Origin of the sequence: uncultured Holdemanella sp. (assembly GCF_934754935.1) — a bacterium.
In the GTDB taxonomy this organism is placed as follows: Bacteria; Bacillota_I; Bacilli_A; order Erysipelotrichales; family Erysipelotrichaceae; genus Holdemanella.
In genome coordinates, this window is record NZ_CAKVJB010000001.1 from 33,121 (window position 1) to 47,433 (window position 14,313).

Consider the following 14,313-nt stretch of genomic DNA (forward strand, 5'->3'; position numbering starts at 1 on the left):
ATCTAGAGGTATATATATGGCACGTTTAGAAAATAATAATTATAAATCAATTCAAAAAAATGAATTAAAGGATCCTGTTGTGTTTGTGGTGGATATGATAAAGGGATTTGTGAATATAGGTCCACTTCACGATGAAGCCATTGGTAGTATTGAAAAAAATATTGAAACTCTATTAACAACTTTAGACTGCAACAATGTTTTTGTGCGTGATTCACATCCACCAAAGACGCGTGAATTCAATTCGTTTCCAGCTCATTGCGTAATTGGTAGTGAAGAATCTGAAGTAGTAGATTCTTTAAAGCCATTTGTGAAACATGTCATTAAAAAGAATAGTACGAATACGTTTATGGCACCTGAATTTGAAGAGTTTCTAAATTCAGATTTGAAATATTATCGTGATATAATTGTGACAGGTTGTTGTACAGATCTTTGTGTGCTTCATTTTGTATTGAGTTTAAACACTTGGTTCAATGAACACAATATGAATGAATATCGTATTATCGTAGTTGAAAACTGTACAGAAACCTATCATATACCAGAAATACATGAAGCTACATTCTTTAATGATGTCGCATTTAGAATGATGGAAATGAATGGTATTCAAGTTGTTTCTGAAGTAAGGGAGTAAGATTTAAAAAATGAAAGATAAGAGAAATTTAAGTTTAGTCATGGACTTTTATGAACTCACAATGAGTCAATGTTACTTTAATGACAATAAAGACAAAGAAGTCGTATTTGACTTATTCTATCGTAAAAATCCGGATGACGGGGGATATTGTGTATTTGCAGGTTTAGAACAAGTTGTAGACTATGTTTCTAACTTGCACTTTGAAAAAGAAGATATTGATTATTTACGCTCATTAAATCAATTTAGTGAAGAATTTTTAGAATATTTATCGACTGTACGTTTTACAGGAGATATCTATGCAATTCCAGAAGGTACACCGGTATTTCCTCATGAACCATTGGTTCGTGTCAAAGCACCAATTATTGAAGCACAATTAGTTGAGACGGCATTACTTTTGGCAATCAACCACCAAACTTTAATTGCGACAAAGTCACGTCGTATTGTACAAGCCAGTGAAGGAAGAGCTGTTATGGAATTTGGTGCACGTCGAGCACATAACTTTGATGCAGCTATTCTAGGAGCTAGAGCTGCCTATATTGCAGGGTGTGCAGGAAGTGCTACTACATATTCTGGTAAAGAATTTGGTGTACCCGTATTAGGAACAATGGCTCACTCATTCATTCAAAGTTTCGATACAGAATATGATGCGTTTATGTTTTATGCCAAAACATATCCAAACGCATGTACTTTATTGATTGATACATATTCAACTTTAAAATCAGGTATTGTGAATGCCATTAAAGTAGCTAAGGATTATCTAGAACCAAATGGATATCGTTTAAAAGGTGTTCGTATCGATAGTGGAGATATGGCATATCTTTCTAAAAAAGTTCGTAAAATGTTAGATGAAGCGGGTATGGAAGATTGTAAGATCGTTGTATCCAATTCCTTAGATGAATATGTCATTGAATCTTTGATTCACCAACAAGGTGCTAAAATTGATTCGTTTGGCGTTGGTGAAAACTTGATTTGTTCAAAGAATTCGCCAGTCTTTGGTGGTGTTTATAAAATGGTGGCGATTGAAAAAGATGGTCAAGTGATTCCTAAAATCAAAATCAGTGACAATGTTGAAAAAGTGACAAATCCAGGTATGAAGAATTTAAATCGTATTATGGATAAAGAAACAGGTATGGCCATTGCCGATTTATTGACATTAGAAGATGAAGTCATTGATACAACGAAAGATTTAACCATTTATCATCCAATGTCACGTTGGAAATATAAAGTGATTCCTGCCAACACATATACAGTACGTGATATGTTAGTGCCAATCTTTAAAGATGGTAAATTGGTTTATGATTTACCAAGTCTAGAAGAAATTCGTGCATATAGTGAAAATGAATTGGCTACAATTTGGGATGAAATCAAACGTTTTGTATATCCACAAGAATATTATGTTGACTTAAGTGAAAAGCTATTGAATCTTAAGCTAGAAATGTTGAAGAAGTATAAATAAAAAAAGAAACCGTCATTTTAATTTGACGGTTTCTTGTGTTAAATACAGCTTTCAAAGAAAGCACGCATATCTTTGGCTAATAGGTCAAAGCTTTCCTTACCAAGATAAGCCATGTGTCCACTTGGATATTCACCAATAGTAACTCGATTTGGATCTAAGTTAGAGTGCGTAGCTAAATATCTTGCATTTCCTGCCGTTGTACATAAATCGTACAAACCAGAGGCAAAGAAGACTTTCATTTGTTTGTTTCTTCGCATACATCCAGCTAAGGATTGGGCAGGACTTGTTTTAAATTCACGATTCCATGTCATATTTACATCAAAGACTAGGCCTTTTGAGATACGATCACTTGTGATATTTAATTCTTGACGCATCAATCCATATGCCGTTTGGAATGCAGGTGTATATTGTCCCATGGCAGGATCATCCGCAATGACGTTTGCTTCCATGATTTCTGGATCATCATTCCATGTATAACGACCGTCATAGAATCCTAAAGCTAAACCTTTATCTTCTAATAGTTTATGTGCAAAACCTTTCTGCATATCCATATGTAGATGGTGTCTTAGCCAATACGTTTTATCAATACCAGAATAGTATGCTAATTTATCAGCAATCTCTTCTTTATTTGTGCAAGCATCTCCTAAAAATAAGGCTGTAACATATTCAGTAGATGCGAATTTAAAGGCTTCTTCAATAAAGTCTTTTTGTGAAATATCATCTTTAGGATTATGGAAATAATTTGTGGCAGCCATTGTGATTAAGTCGGTAGCACTTGCTTCAACAGGAAGCTTTTCAATAAAGTAACTACCAAGTAAGAAGATACCACTAACACTAATACCCATCGTATCCGCTTTTTCAGGACCTGCACCCATAAGTTCACCTGCAAGTAAGGCGCTTCTTGCGGTACCATAGCTTTCACCTGCAAGTAAGACTGGTGAATTTCTACGATTATAACGTGCTAAGAATTGTTCAATGAATTTAGAAACACTACGAACATCGCCATGTGTTTCATAAAATTCTTTTCTTGCCTTTTCTTGAATCAAACGACCTAGTCCAGTTCCTACTGGATCAATAAAGACTAAATCACATATGTCTAATAAACAGTGTGGATTGTCTTCTAGTTCAAATGGAGGAACGGTAGGAAGATTGAGTTCATCATCTAATTTTACAATTCTAGGACCAAACAATCCCATGTGAAGCCAAAGACTGGCACATCCTGGACCACCATTATAGATAAATAGAATAGGTCGTTTAGAATTGTCTTGAACATCACTTCTAAAATAGGCATAACTAAAGATGGATGCGACTGGATTGTTTTCTTCATCTACAAAGAAATTATCTTCGCAAATTGTATGATAAGGAATTGAGACTCCTTGGATATTGATTTTACCATCGGCTTCATATTTTGATTTTTCTAAGTTTTCTTGAATACGCATTATTTTACCTCACACTTCTTAATAAAGACATTGAATATATCTTGCATCTCACCATATTTATGGGACATGGCTTCTGGATGAAACTGTACGGCATAAATTGGTAAAGATTCATGTTCAATGGCTTCAATGATGCCATCGCTTGCTTTAGCTGCCACTTTAAAATTTGGAGCTAAATCTTTAATGGCTTGATGATGGAAACTATTCACATAAGCTTCATCACTTAAGCTTGGATATAAGAAACTATCCTTTTCAATATGGATCTTATGACTTGGATTTTCTCTTTTTTCTTGTTGCGCATGCTTGATTACGCTTCTTTTACAATACGATAGATCTTGATATAAAGATCCTTTAAAATAAACATTTAATATTTGAATGCCACGACAGATTCCAAAGATAGGAATCTGTTTTTCATTGGCATATTTTAATACTCGCATTTCATAGTAATCTCGATCTAAGCTTGAATCTTTTTGTAGTGGTTCAGGATCTTCATTATAAATCATAGGATTTACATCAATTCCACCCGTCACAATCAATCCATCTAATACATTGACTTGAGCTTGAATTGTATCATAGTCATTTGTGATGGGAAGAATGACCGGGCAGCCACCAGCACGAATAACGCTGTTGATATAAGCTTCATTGATAAATTGTTTAGGAAGATTTTCTTTATCTAATTCATTACAAGTTAGACCGATAATAGGCCTATGCATTTTTATCCTCTAAAAGAGTGATTTCAATTTTTTCTGTCTCTTTCATAATATATTTTGCAGGAATCGCTTCATCTACATATTCCATTTCACCATTTTGATTGTCATATGGATCATTTGGCAAGAAGTTTTTAGCAGGTACAAAATCACCTTGGAATTTAGATGAGCATGGCGTTCTAAATGGATCTAAATAACCAAAATAGAAGTCTTGTCTTTCCAAGTTTCCAGCACGATATGATCCGCCACCAAATGAACAATCGGCATATAACCATCCATAAGGAGCTACATAAAATCTTGCCCAGTCATGATTACCAATCGTTTCAGGTGTTGTATAAAGTCCGGCTTGCCAAGTGGCAGGAATACCGGCAATACGACATAGAGTGATAAATGTCAATGCTTGTAAACCACAATCGCCTTTTAATCCTGTTGTGATATATTCTGGAATGCATGGTAAAGTCGCATAAGCACGTACATAGGAATATGTCACATGAGTTGTGATATAGTTATAGATCAATTTTGCCTTTAATAATGGGTTTGTTTCTTCACCAATAATTTCTTTAACTAGATCCTTTAAGTAATCTGTAAATACAACATGTGGTGCATATTCTTCAAGACAAGTGTCCGGATGTTCATCCGTTACGATACTTGGATCTAATTCTTCATAGTGCATGTGATTGATGAATTCATATTCCACGCTGAATTCTTCATCTTTTTCATATGGCTTTTCAATATATACACATCTTTGATCTACACTGTTATCATTGACTAGACCTTCATGAGACATATTTAATAATTTAAAATCTTCAACTTGCGCATATTCTTTTGGGATAGGAAGCCAAACACGAATGGTTTTTCCTGGCTTTTGAAAGGCTGGATCCACCTTCAAACTTGTTTTGACATGAATCTTGCAGTAAACATCTTTTTCTTCCTTCATCTTGTGCATTACATCATCTAATAAAGTACTTGCAGCCCCATCTTTTTCAATTAAACGATCCTTATACGCTTTACGCACTTTAATTAGATTTTCGAAGAAATTGTCTTTCAAATACAATTTTCCTTCAATGAAGATCCATTCAAACGCATTGTCCTTGAATAATTCATCGAATTCTTCATCTTTAAAATCTTCAATGTTGGATTTTAATAATGCGATGGCATCTTCTTTAGAATACGTAAAATCTTCTGGAAGTCGAGAAATCAATTCTTTTTCAAGTTCTAAACGCTCCTTCAATTTGGCAGGAATATCTTTTTGAAGACGCAAATCAATCATCTCCTGCATTAATTTAAATTGCCCGTTCCATTTTAATTTCATCAAATCTTCTGGAAGTGGCGTGTTTAATGTTGTCATGTTCATAATAGTTCACCTCATTTTGATTATATCCTATTATGAAAAATATTACATAAAAAAATGAAACTTATTGAAATAAGTTTCGAATTAATTCTTCCTGAGAGTATTTTTCCTGCATTTCCTTATCTACACTCATTAAGATAGGGGGTAGGTTTCTGTATGATTTATAATATTGTAAAATTAAAGATAACGTGAAAAAAGGAGCCCATTCACTAAGTGTCATATTGTCTTTGGGTTCTAGTAAAAATCCATCTTTTAAGACTTCTTTTCGCTTTGCACAGTTTAAGGAGTATTCCAATTCATTGCCAAAATTCACTCTTAATATTTCTTCATCAAAAGAAAGAATAGGACTCAAGTTATCTAAAGGCGCATTCATACTATATTGATATGTATGTCCATCGATTTGTTTCATCACTAACGTTTTATATTTCATGTTCTTATTGTAGCGCATAAAAGTTTTTGTTTCTGTTAAATATTATTAACATGGTATAATTCTATAGGTGATAAAATATGACATTTGAACAAATGAATTTAGATCAAAATATTATACAAGCCTTACATACATTAGGCTATGAAAAACCATTGCCCGTACAAGAACAAGTTATTCCGAATATTCTTTCGGGAAAAGACTGTATTGTCAAATCAAGAACGGGAAGTGGAAAAACAGCTTCTTTTGCGATTCCGATTATTCAAAATCTAGAAATTGATGAAAGAAGTCCACAAGCATTGGTATTAACGCCAACTCGAGAACTAGCTTTACAGATTCAACTGGATTTTGATCGTATTGGAACATTTAAAAAAATCAAAACTCTACCTATTTTTGGTAAGCAGCCATTTAAGTTTCAAAAGGAAGATTTGAAACAAAGATGCCACGTTGTGATTGGTACTCCTGGAAGAGTTTTAGATCATCTTCAACAAGAAACACTAGATCCTTCTAAAATAAAATATGTAGTCTTGGATGAAGCGGATGAAATGTTGAATATGAATTTCTTAGATGAGGTGCAGGCTATTTTAAAATATATGCCTAAAAAACATGTGACTTGTTTATTTAGTGCAACGTATCCTGAAGTCATTCAAAGAATGAGTAAGAAATATTTGTATAAACCAACTAAAATTGATCTAACGAGTACAAATAAACCAAATATTCTAGAAGAAGCTTATCATGTCAATGAAGAACATAAAGAATTGTTCCTTCTTCATTTATTGGCCTTAAAGAAACCAGAATCCTGCATGATCTTTTGTAAGACGCAGGCAAGAGTGGATGAAGTCTATGAATGTTTAGAAAAGAATCAAGTTAGCGTAGATAAAATTCACGGTGGTATGATGCAAGAAGAAAGATTATCGCATATGCGACGCTTTAAGAAAGGAAAGGTGCGCATTTTAGTATGTACCGATGTCGCAAGTCGTGGTATTGATGTTTTTAAAGTAGAAATGATCATTAACTACGATATGCCTAGTCCCGTAGAAACATATACACATCGTATTGGTCGTAGTGGTAGAGTTGATGAACAAGGTTTAGCTATAAGTTTAGTCAATGAATATGATGGTATTCGAAAAGAAAAACTAGAGGAATATCTTGGCTATAACTTGCCATTTAAAGAAGAGGGCGAAGTCTATTTAAGTGATTTAGATGTCTTAGATTCATTAAAAGAATCCAATCGCGTTGTGGTAGATAAATCCAAAGACTTAAGAAAAGGGATTACTAAAATTTATCTAAATGGAGGAAAGAATAAGAAGATTCGTCCAGGCGATATTGTAGGAGCTATCTGTGAAATTGATGGTGTTACAGTCGATGATATTGGAGTCATTCAAGTGCAGGATCATCAATCGTATGTGGATATTTTAAATGACAAGGGAAAACTCGTATTAAAAAATCTAAAAACAATTAAAGGAAAAACATTGCGTATTCAAAAGGCAAAAAATGGATTTGGTCATTAGACCCAATCCATTTTATTTTTGTGATTTTGGAAATACAACATCCGATATACCTGTAATACCGCCGACTGGTTTTAATAAGATTCTACCTGTACCTCTGTAGACATTGACTAAACCTTCACCACTTGCAGCTGAACCAATCAAAGTTTTGCCACTTCTTTCAACCGTGAATTCTAATGATTTAGACCAAGCAATCGCCATGTTTCCATCAATCTTAATAACATCATTATTTAACTCTACTTCAATCAATTCTTTTTGTGGTACATCACATTCTAAAGCTACGACACCACCAGGTGCACTGAACGATAGGTTAAAGAAACCTTCCTGTCCTGCAATGGCACTACTTAGATTTGTTCTTGCGACAATACTTTGTTTAATGTGCGATTCACAAGCCATGAATAAGCCATCGTCAATAACCATGCCACCATTCCAATTTACTAGATCCGTAAGAATAATGTGTTTAAAAGTTGGCTCTAGAACTAATACACCCGTACCCGTGTATTCTGGTTTAATTGTGGATTCTCCACTTGCCTTTGCCATGAATGATTTCTTTAGAAAATCACCAGCACCTTTGATTCCTGTTGTAGCCTGCACATCGCCTACCATAAACTGCATAGCTCCTGGTTGAATTGTGACATCCGAAACTTTTAGATCACACATTAATGTTTTTCTTCGAATATCCATGAGCCCAGAAAAATAGGCCATTTGTGCACTGTCAGGTGTCACACTTAAATCTTTTTGGTACTCAATGACCGTAAATCCTTTTTCTTGACTGATGACTTTAACGTCATCGTTGTCCCAGAAATTTTTAATTTTAAAACTCATAATGATCATCTCCTTTATTTAATGATATCATGAAAGAAATGAAATTAATTGTAAAATAATGTAAATTAATGCTTGAAAAGTTTCAGAAAATAATTATAATAGTCTCATAAATACTTTGAAGGAAAGAAGTACAAGAAGATTTCTTCTTTAGAGAGATAACATTTTGGTGAAAGTTATCGTTGAATATTCTTGGAACGTGTTCCGGAGTGGTCTAGTCGAAGGTTTGAGGCTAGAACGTGAATTCGCGTTAAGAATGAGGTGTCATCTGCATAGGGCAGATGGAATTTTGGTGGTACCGCGCTTATTACGTCCAATTTGTTTGGACGTTTTTTTTATGGTAAGGAGATGATGAATATGGAATGCGATCGACGATGGATTTATAGAACAATTTTTTCATATACATTAACAAGGAGGAACTTATCATGAAAAAACAATACAATAAAGTCGTTTTAGCATATTCTGGAGGATTAGATACATCGGTATTGATTCCTTGGTTAAAAGAAAATTATGGATGTGAAGTCATTGCCGTAAGTGGTGATGTTGGTCAAAAAAGTGAATTGGATGGTCTTGAAGAAAAAGCTCTAGCTACAGGAGCTAGTAAATTATATATTGCTGATCTAAAAAAAGAATTTGTCGAAGACTATATTATCCCAAGTATGAAGGCAGGGGCTAGCTATGAAAACTATTTATTAGGAACAAGCTTTGCACGTCCAATTATCGCAAAAAAATTAGTTGAAATTGCCAAACAAGAAGGAGCCAATGCGATTTGTCACGGCTGTACGGGAAAGGGGAATGATCAAGTTCGTTTTGAACTAGCCATTCAGGCTTTTGCCCCAGGCATGGATATCATTGCACCTTGGAGATTCTGGGAATTGAATTCGCGTGAAAAAGAAATTGAGTATGCCAAGGCACACAATATTCCATTAAAAATCACAGCGGAAACAAATTATTCAAAAGATAAAAACTTATGGCATTTATCTCATGAAGGCTTGGACTTAGAAGATCCTAGCAATGCAGCACCATTAGAAAAAGAAGGCTTCTTAGAACTTGGTGTAAGTCCAATGCAGGCAAAGGACGAACCAGATTATGTAACGATTCATTTTGAACAAGGAACACCAACAAGTATTGATGGTAAAGAAATGTCATGTCTAGATATTATTGAAACACTAAATGATTTAGGTGGTAAAAACGGCATTGGTATTTTAGATATTGTAGAAAATCGTTTAGTGGGTATGAAATCAAGAGGTGTATATGAAACGCCAGGTGGAACTATTTTATATGCCGCTCATGAAAAACTAGAAGAAATCACTTTAGATAAAGATACAGCTCATTATAAAAAACAAGTAACCTTAAAATTTGGTGAACTTGTATATGATGGAAAATGGTATACGCCATTAAGAAAAGCCTTGTCTAGCTTTGTGGATGAAACCCAAAAGACAGTGACTGGCGATGTCAAACTTCAATTGTATAAGGGAAATATCATTCCTTGTAGTGTAACAAGTCCTTACAGTTTATATTCAAGTGGTATGGCAACATTTGATGAAGATGATTGTTATGACCAGGCAGACAGTGCAGGATTCATTCATTTATTTGGTTTACCATTAAAGGTACGTGCCTTGAATGATCAAGAATTATTTGGAAAGACTCAGAAACACTTTCCATCAGTAGAGTAGGTGTTTTATGGCGAAGATGTGGGCCGGCAGATTTAAAAAGGATGCCAATGCCAAACTCGACTCTTTTAATACTTCTTTACCTTTTGATTGTCGCCTATATAAACAAGATATTCAGGGTTCTTTAGTCCATTCAAAAATGTTAGAGAAACAAGGGATTTTATCTAAAAATGATGTTGATTTGATTCAAGAAGGATTATATTCCATCTTGGATCAGATTGAATCTAATAAAATTGAATTCTCTCATGCGGAAGACATTCATATGTTTATTGAAGAAAAGTTGACAAATGAAATTGGTGATGCCGGTAAAAAATTACATACGGCACGTTCAAGAAATGATCAGGTTGCCTTGGATATGCGTTTATATGTAAAGGAAGAAATCATTGAGATACAAAAATTATTATTTCAATTATTGAATATTTTATGTGAAGTTGCCAAATCTCATTTACAAACATATATGCCTGGCTACACCCATCTTCAAAGAGCACAACCCATCACTTTTGCGCATTGGTGTATGGCATATGCGAATATGTTTAAAAGAGATATTATAAGACTTCAAAATACATATTCCTTAATGAACGAATGTCCCTTAGGCTGTGCAGCTTTAGCTACTACAACCTATCCAATTGATAGAGAGTATACTTCTTCTCATTTAGGCTTTTATAAACCTATTGATAATTCACTTGATGGAGTTAGTGATCGAGATTATTGTGTAGAACTATGTTCAGATTTATCACTTATTATGGTGCATCTATCTAGAATGAGTGAAGAAATTATTCAATGGTGTTCTTTAGAATTTCATTTTGTTGAACTCGATGATGCGTTTAGTACAGGATCCAGTATTATGCCACAAAAGAAAAATCCTGATATTTGTGAGTTGATTCGTGGAAAGAGTGGTAGAGCCATTGGAGACTTAAATACATTGTTAGTAATGTTGAAAGGTCTTCCGTTAGCCTACAACAAAGATATGCAGGAAGATAAGGAAGCCGTCTTTGATTGTATTGATACAGTTAAAGAATGTTTAGATGTCTTTATTCCTATGTTTCAAACGATGAAAATCTGTAAAGAAAATATGATGCACGCCTGCTTACATGGATTTATCAATGCGACTGATCTTGCGGATTATTTAACGAAGAAAGGATTGCCATTTAGAGATGCCTATCATATTGTGGGCCAAATCGTAGGATATGGTATTGAAAATAAGAAATCTTTGAACGAGATGTCTTTAGATGAATATAAAAAATTTCATACTTCTTTTGAAGAAGATGTGTATCAATATATTGATATTGAAGCGTGTGTAAACAATCGAAACGTGTTTGGTGGTCCAAGCGCAGATAGTGTATTGATTCAGATTCAAAATATTGAAGAATTTATAAATTTGGAGAAAACTCATGATTAAAGTATATATTGATGGACAGGCTGGTACAACAGGGCTTGAAATTGTGAAAAGACTACAAGATCGTAAAGACATTGAACTATTAATGATTTCTGAAGAGAAAAGAAAAGATGTAGAAACAAGAAAAAAATATTTAAACTCTGCCGATTTAGTTTTCCTTTGTTTACCAGACACAGCAAGTGTTGAAGCTGTAAGTTTGATCACAAATCCAGATGTCAAAGTCATTGATGCATCCACAGCTCATCGTACTCAGTGGACATATGGCTTTAGTGAATTGGGCTTTAAAGATAAAATTGCTTCAAGTCAATATGTGGCCAATCCAGGATGTCATGCCTCAGGATGTATATCGATTTTGTATCCATTGATTCAAAAGGAGATTGTTAATAAAACAGATTCGTTTTCTTTCTTCTCTTTAACTGGATATTCTGGTGGAGGAAAGAAGATGATCCATCAATATGAAAATGAAAAGACGATAGATTTAGAAGCACCTAGAATTTATGGCTTGAATCAAAATCATAAACATTTGCCGGAAATTAAAAAGGTGTGTGGATTAGAAAACGATGTCTTTTTAAATCCAATTGTTTGTGATTATTATCGTGGTATGGCGGTGAGCTTAAATATTAAGGTGGATTATGAAGTGGCTTTTAATGCATTGAAAGATTGGTATTCAGATACAAAATTGATTCGAGTTGAGAAGGTTGATTCAGGCATGATTAGTGCCAATACACTAGCAGGACTTGATTGTATGAAACTTGTTGTATCGGGTAATAGTAAAAGATGTACGATCACAAGTTTATTTGACAATTTAGGAAAAGGCGCTTGTGGAGCGGCCATTCAGAATATGAATATTATGTTAGGTTTTAAGGAAGAGGAAGGATTGAATTTAGAATGAAAGTTATAGAAAACGGTGTATGTGCCGCCATAGGCTTTAAAGCGGGTTCTATACATTGTGGAATTCGTAAAAATCAGACGAAAGATGATTTGGCTTTGATTGTATCCGATGTGATTTGTCAAACGGCAGCCGTATATACAAAAAATAAAGTAAAGGCAGCGCCTATTCTAGTTACAAAAGAACATTTGTCAAATGGTTTAAGTCAAGCTGTTATTGTCAATTCAGGAAATGCGAATGCGTGTAATCCAAAAGAAATTGAAAATGCGAAATTAGAAGCGCAATGTGCAGCGGATTCTTTAAATTTGGATGTAGAGAATGTGTTAGTTGCTTCAACAGGAGTGATTGGACAGGTTTTACCGATTGAAAAGATTCAAGAAAAAGTAAGTGATATTGATTTATCCGTATTGAATAATTTGTCTGTTGCCAAAGCCATAATGACAACAGACACAAAAGAAAAGAGTGTAGCGGTTGAATTTAAAATGGGTAATACAATCTGTCATATGGGTGGCATCTGTAAGGGAAGTGGCATGATTCATCCAAATATGGGTACAATGTTAGCTTTTATCACAACAGACTGTAAAGTAGAACAAAGTGTTCTTCAAGCTTGTTTATTAGATAACACAAATAAAACATTTAACCGTGTTAGTGTGGATGGTGATACATCGACCAATGATATGTGTATTGTGATGGCCAATGGTATGGCAGAAAATGAAGTATTTGATGAAGAAGTATTTGATGAAGCTTTACATTTTGTGATGGAAGAATTGGCTAAAAAGATTGCGGCCGATGGCGAGGGTGCTGGTAAATTAATGACAGTAACCGTAAATGGTGTAGATACTTTAGAGAATGCCGAGACTTTGGCCATGTCCGTATGTTCATCCTCATTAGTGAAGGCAGCTTTGTTTGGTGCGGATGCCAACTGGGGAAGAGTCATTTGTGCTTTGGGCTATTCAGGTGTGGAATTTGATCCTGAACAAGTGGATATTTCATTTAAATCCAATGAAGAGATTTTTTGTTGCAAAGGTGGTAAAGGTTTGGATTTTGATGAAGAAAAGGCGAAATCCATTCTTTTACAGGAAGAAATTGAAATCATTTGCGACATGCATAGTGGAAATGAGTCATGTACTTGTTGGGGATGCGATTTAACGTATGACTATGTCAAAATCAATGGAGATTACAGAACATGATCGATGCCAATGTACTTGTAGAGGCTTTGCCCTACGTTAAGGAATATACAAATCAAATTGTTGTTGTGAAATATGGTGGAAATGCCATGATCGATGAACAATTAAAGGCTGCCGTCATAAAGGATGTTACACTTTTAAATTTGTTAGGTGTACACGTTGTATTAGTGCATGGTGGTGGTCCTGAAATTAATGAAATGTTAGAAAAGACAAATAAAGAATCGAAATTTTTGAATGGATTGAGGATTACAGATGATGAAACGATGGATATTGTTCAAATGGTTCTTTGTGGAAAAGTAAACAAGAATCTAGTCAATCTATTAGATCGGGGTATTGGTTTAAGTGGTGTAGATGGAAGTTTATTTGAGGCAAGTTGTTTAGATTCAGATTTGGTGAATGTAGGAAAAATTGAAAAAGTGAATCCTCAAATTATTTTAGATACTTTTGAAAAAGGATATATTCCTGTTGTTTCCAGTGTTGCCAAAGCGATAGATAAACAAGGCACCTACAACATCAATGCCGATTTAGCGGCAAGTGAGCTTGCGATTGCCTTACATGCGAAGAAATTGATTTTATTAACGGATGTAAAGGGATTGATGAAAGATCCTAAGGATGAATCGACTTTGATGGAAAGAGTCAAAGTGTCGCAGATTCCTTTATTAAAGAAGGAGAAAGTAATTACGGGTGGCATGATTCCAAAAATTGAATGTTGTATCAAAGCTGTTCGTGAAGGAGTAGAAAGTGTCAATATTCAAGATGGAAGAGTGATGCACTCTTTACTAGTTGAGTTATTAAGTAATCAAGGTGTAGGAACCTTGATTGAATAGGAGGAAAGT

Annotated in this window: 13 protein-coding genes and 1 other annotated feature; of the genes, 8 read left to right on the plus strand and 5 right to left on the minus strand. The window is 34.4% G+C overall.

The features are described from left to right. Positions 1 to 16 precede the first annotated feature (16 nt). Complete coding sequence (locus tag Q0E86_RS00175; RefSeq protein ID WP_295753964.1) at positions 17 to 628, plus strand: cysteine hydrolase family protein; 612 nt, start codon at positions 17 to 19, stop codon at positions 626 to 628. Positions 629 to 638: 10 nt separating this feature from the next. Further along, entirely contained in the window at positions 639 to 2,084 is a 1,446-nt protein-coding gene (locus tag Q0E86_RS00180) for a nicotinate phosphoribosyltransferase (protein ID WP_295753965.1), read from the plus strand. A gap of 38 nt (positions 2,085 to 2,122) precedes the next feature. Here Q0E86_RS00180 and Q0E86_RS00185 read toward each other — a convergent pair whose 3' ends face one another. The 4 genes from Q0E86_RS00185 to Q0E86_RS00200 all read right to left on the minus strand — a co-directional run bounded on the left by Q0E86_RS00185 (position 2,123) and on the right by Q0E86_RS00200 (position 6,026). Next, entirely contained in the window at positions 2,123 to 3,523 is a 1,401-nt protein-coding gene (locus Q0E86_RS00185) for a S10 family peptidase (protein ID WP_295753966.1), read from the minus strand. Further along, entirely contained in the window at positions 3,523 to 4,233 is a 711-nt protein-coding gene (locus Q0E86_RS00190; protein WP_295753967.1) for a gamma-glutamyl-gamma-aminobutyrate hydrolase family protein, read from the minus strand. The genes Q0E86_RS00185 and Q0E86_RS00190 overlap by 1 nt, the downstream gene beginning before the upstream one ends. Further along, on the minus strand, positions 4,226 to 5,581 hold the full coding sequence (locus Q0E86_RS00195; protein WP_295753968.1) for a transglutaminase-like domain-containing protein: 1,356 nt from the start codon (positions 5,579 to 5,581) through the stop codon (positions 4,226 to 4,228). Before Q0E86_RS00195 ends, Q0E86_RS00190 begins: the two co-directional genes overlap by 8 nt. A gap of 61 nt (positions 5,582 to 5,642) precedes the next feature. Next, positions 5,643 to 6,026 (minus strand): hypothetical protein, encoded by a 384-nt coding sequence (locus tag Q0E86_RS00200; RefSeq protein ID WP_295753969.1) that lies wholly within the window; start codon positions 6,024 to 6,026, stop codon positions 5,643 to 5,645. Between the two features lie 59 nt (positions 6,027 to 6,085). Between Q0E86_RS00200 and Q0E86_RS00205 the strand changes: the two genes are divergently transcribed. After that, positions 6,086 to 7,513: a DEAD/DEAH box helicase gene (locus tag Q0E86_RS00205; RefSeq protein WP_295753971.1), complete on the plus strand. Its 1,428-nt coding sequence runs from the start codon at positions 6,086 to 6,088 to the stop codon at positions 7,511 to 7,513. Between the two features lie 12 nt (positions 7,514 to 7,525). Here the strand turns inward: Q0E86_RS00205 and Q0E86_RS00210 are convergent, their stop codons facing one another. Continuing rightward, positions 7,526 to 8,335: an AIM24 family protein gene (locus tag Q0E86_RS00210; protein WP_295753972.1), complete on the minus strand. Its 810-nt coding sequence runs from the start codon at positions 8,333 to 8,335 to the stop codon at positions 7,526 to 7,528. A gap of 106 nt (positions 8,336 to 8,441) precedes the next feature. After that, positions 8,442 to 8,652: a binding site (T-box leader), on the plus strand. A gap of 105 nt (positions 8,653 to 8,757) precedes the next feature. Between Q0E86_RS00210 and Q0E86_RS00215 the strand changes: the two genes are divergently transcribed. From Q0E86_RS00215 to argB, 5 genes are read left to right on the plus strand one after another with little or no spacing between them, the layout of a single operon-like run. After that, on the plus strand, positions 8,758 to 10,008 hold the full coding sequence (locus Q0E86_RS00215; protein WP_295753973.1) for an argininosuccinate synthase: 1,251 nt from the start codon (positions 8,758 to 8,760) through the stop codon (positions 10,006 to 10,008). A 7-nt stretch (positions 10,009 to 10,015) separates the two neighbouring features. Beyond that, the gene (argH, locus tag Q0E86_RS00220) at positions 10,016 to 11,404 is read left to right on the plus strand and encodes an argininosuccinate lyase (RefSeq protein ID WP_295753974.1); all 1,389 of its coding nucleotides are present in this window, start codon (positions 10,016 to 10,018) and stop codon (positions 11,402 to 11,404) included. Further along, positions 11,397 to 12,293, plus strand: a complete 897-nt coding sequence (argC, locus tag Q0E86_RS00225; protein ID WP_295753975.1) for an N-acetyl-gamma-glutamyl-phosphate reductase — start codon at positions 11,397 to 11,399, stop codon at positions 12,291 to 12,293. The genes argH and argC overlap by 8 nt, the downstream gene beginning before the upstream one ends. Next, positions 12,290 to 13,480 carry a bifunctional glutamate N-acetyltransferase/amino-acid acetyltransferase ArgJ gene (gene argJ, locus Q0E86_RS00230; protein WP_295753976.1) on the plus strand — a complete coding sequence of 397 codons (1,191 nt, stop codon included), beginning with the start codon at positions 12,290 to 12,292 and terminating at the stop codon, positions 13,478 to 13,480. The genes argC and argJ overlap by 4 nt, the downstream gene beginning before the upstream one ends. Further along, complete coding sequence (argB, locus tag Q0E86_RS00235) at positions 13,477 to 14,304, plus strand: acetylglutamate kinase (RefSeq protein ID WP_295753977.1); 828 nt, start codon at positions 13,477 to 13,479, stop codon at positions 14,302 to 14,304. The genes argJ and argB overlap by 4 nt, the downstream gene beginning before the upstream one ends. Positions 14,305 to 14,313 lie beyond the last annotated feature (9 nt).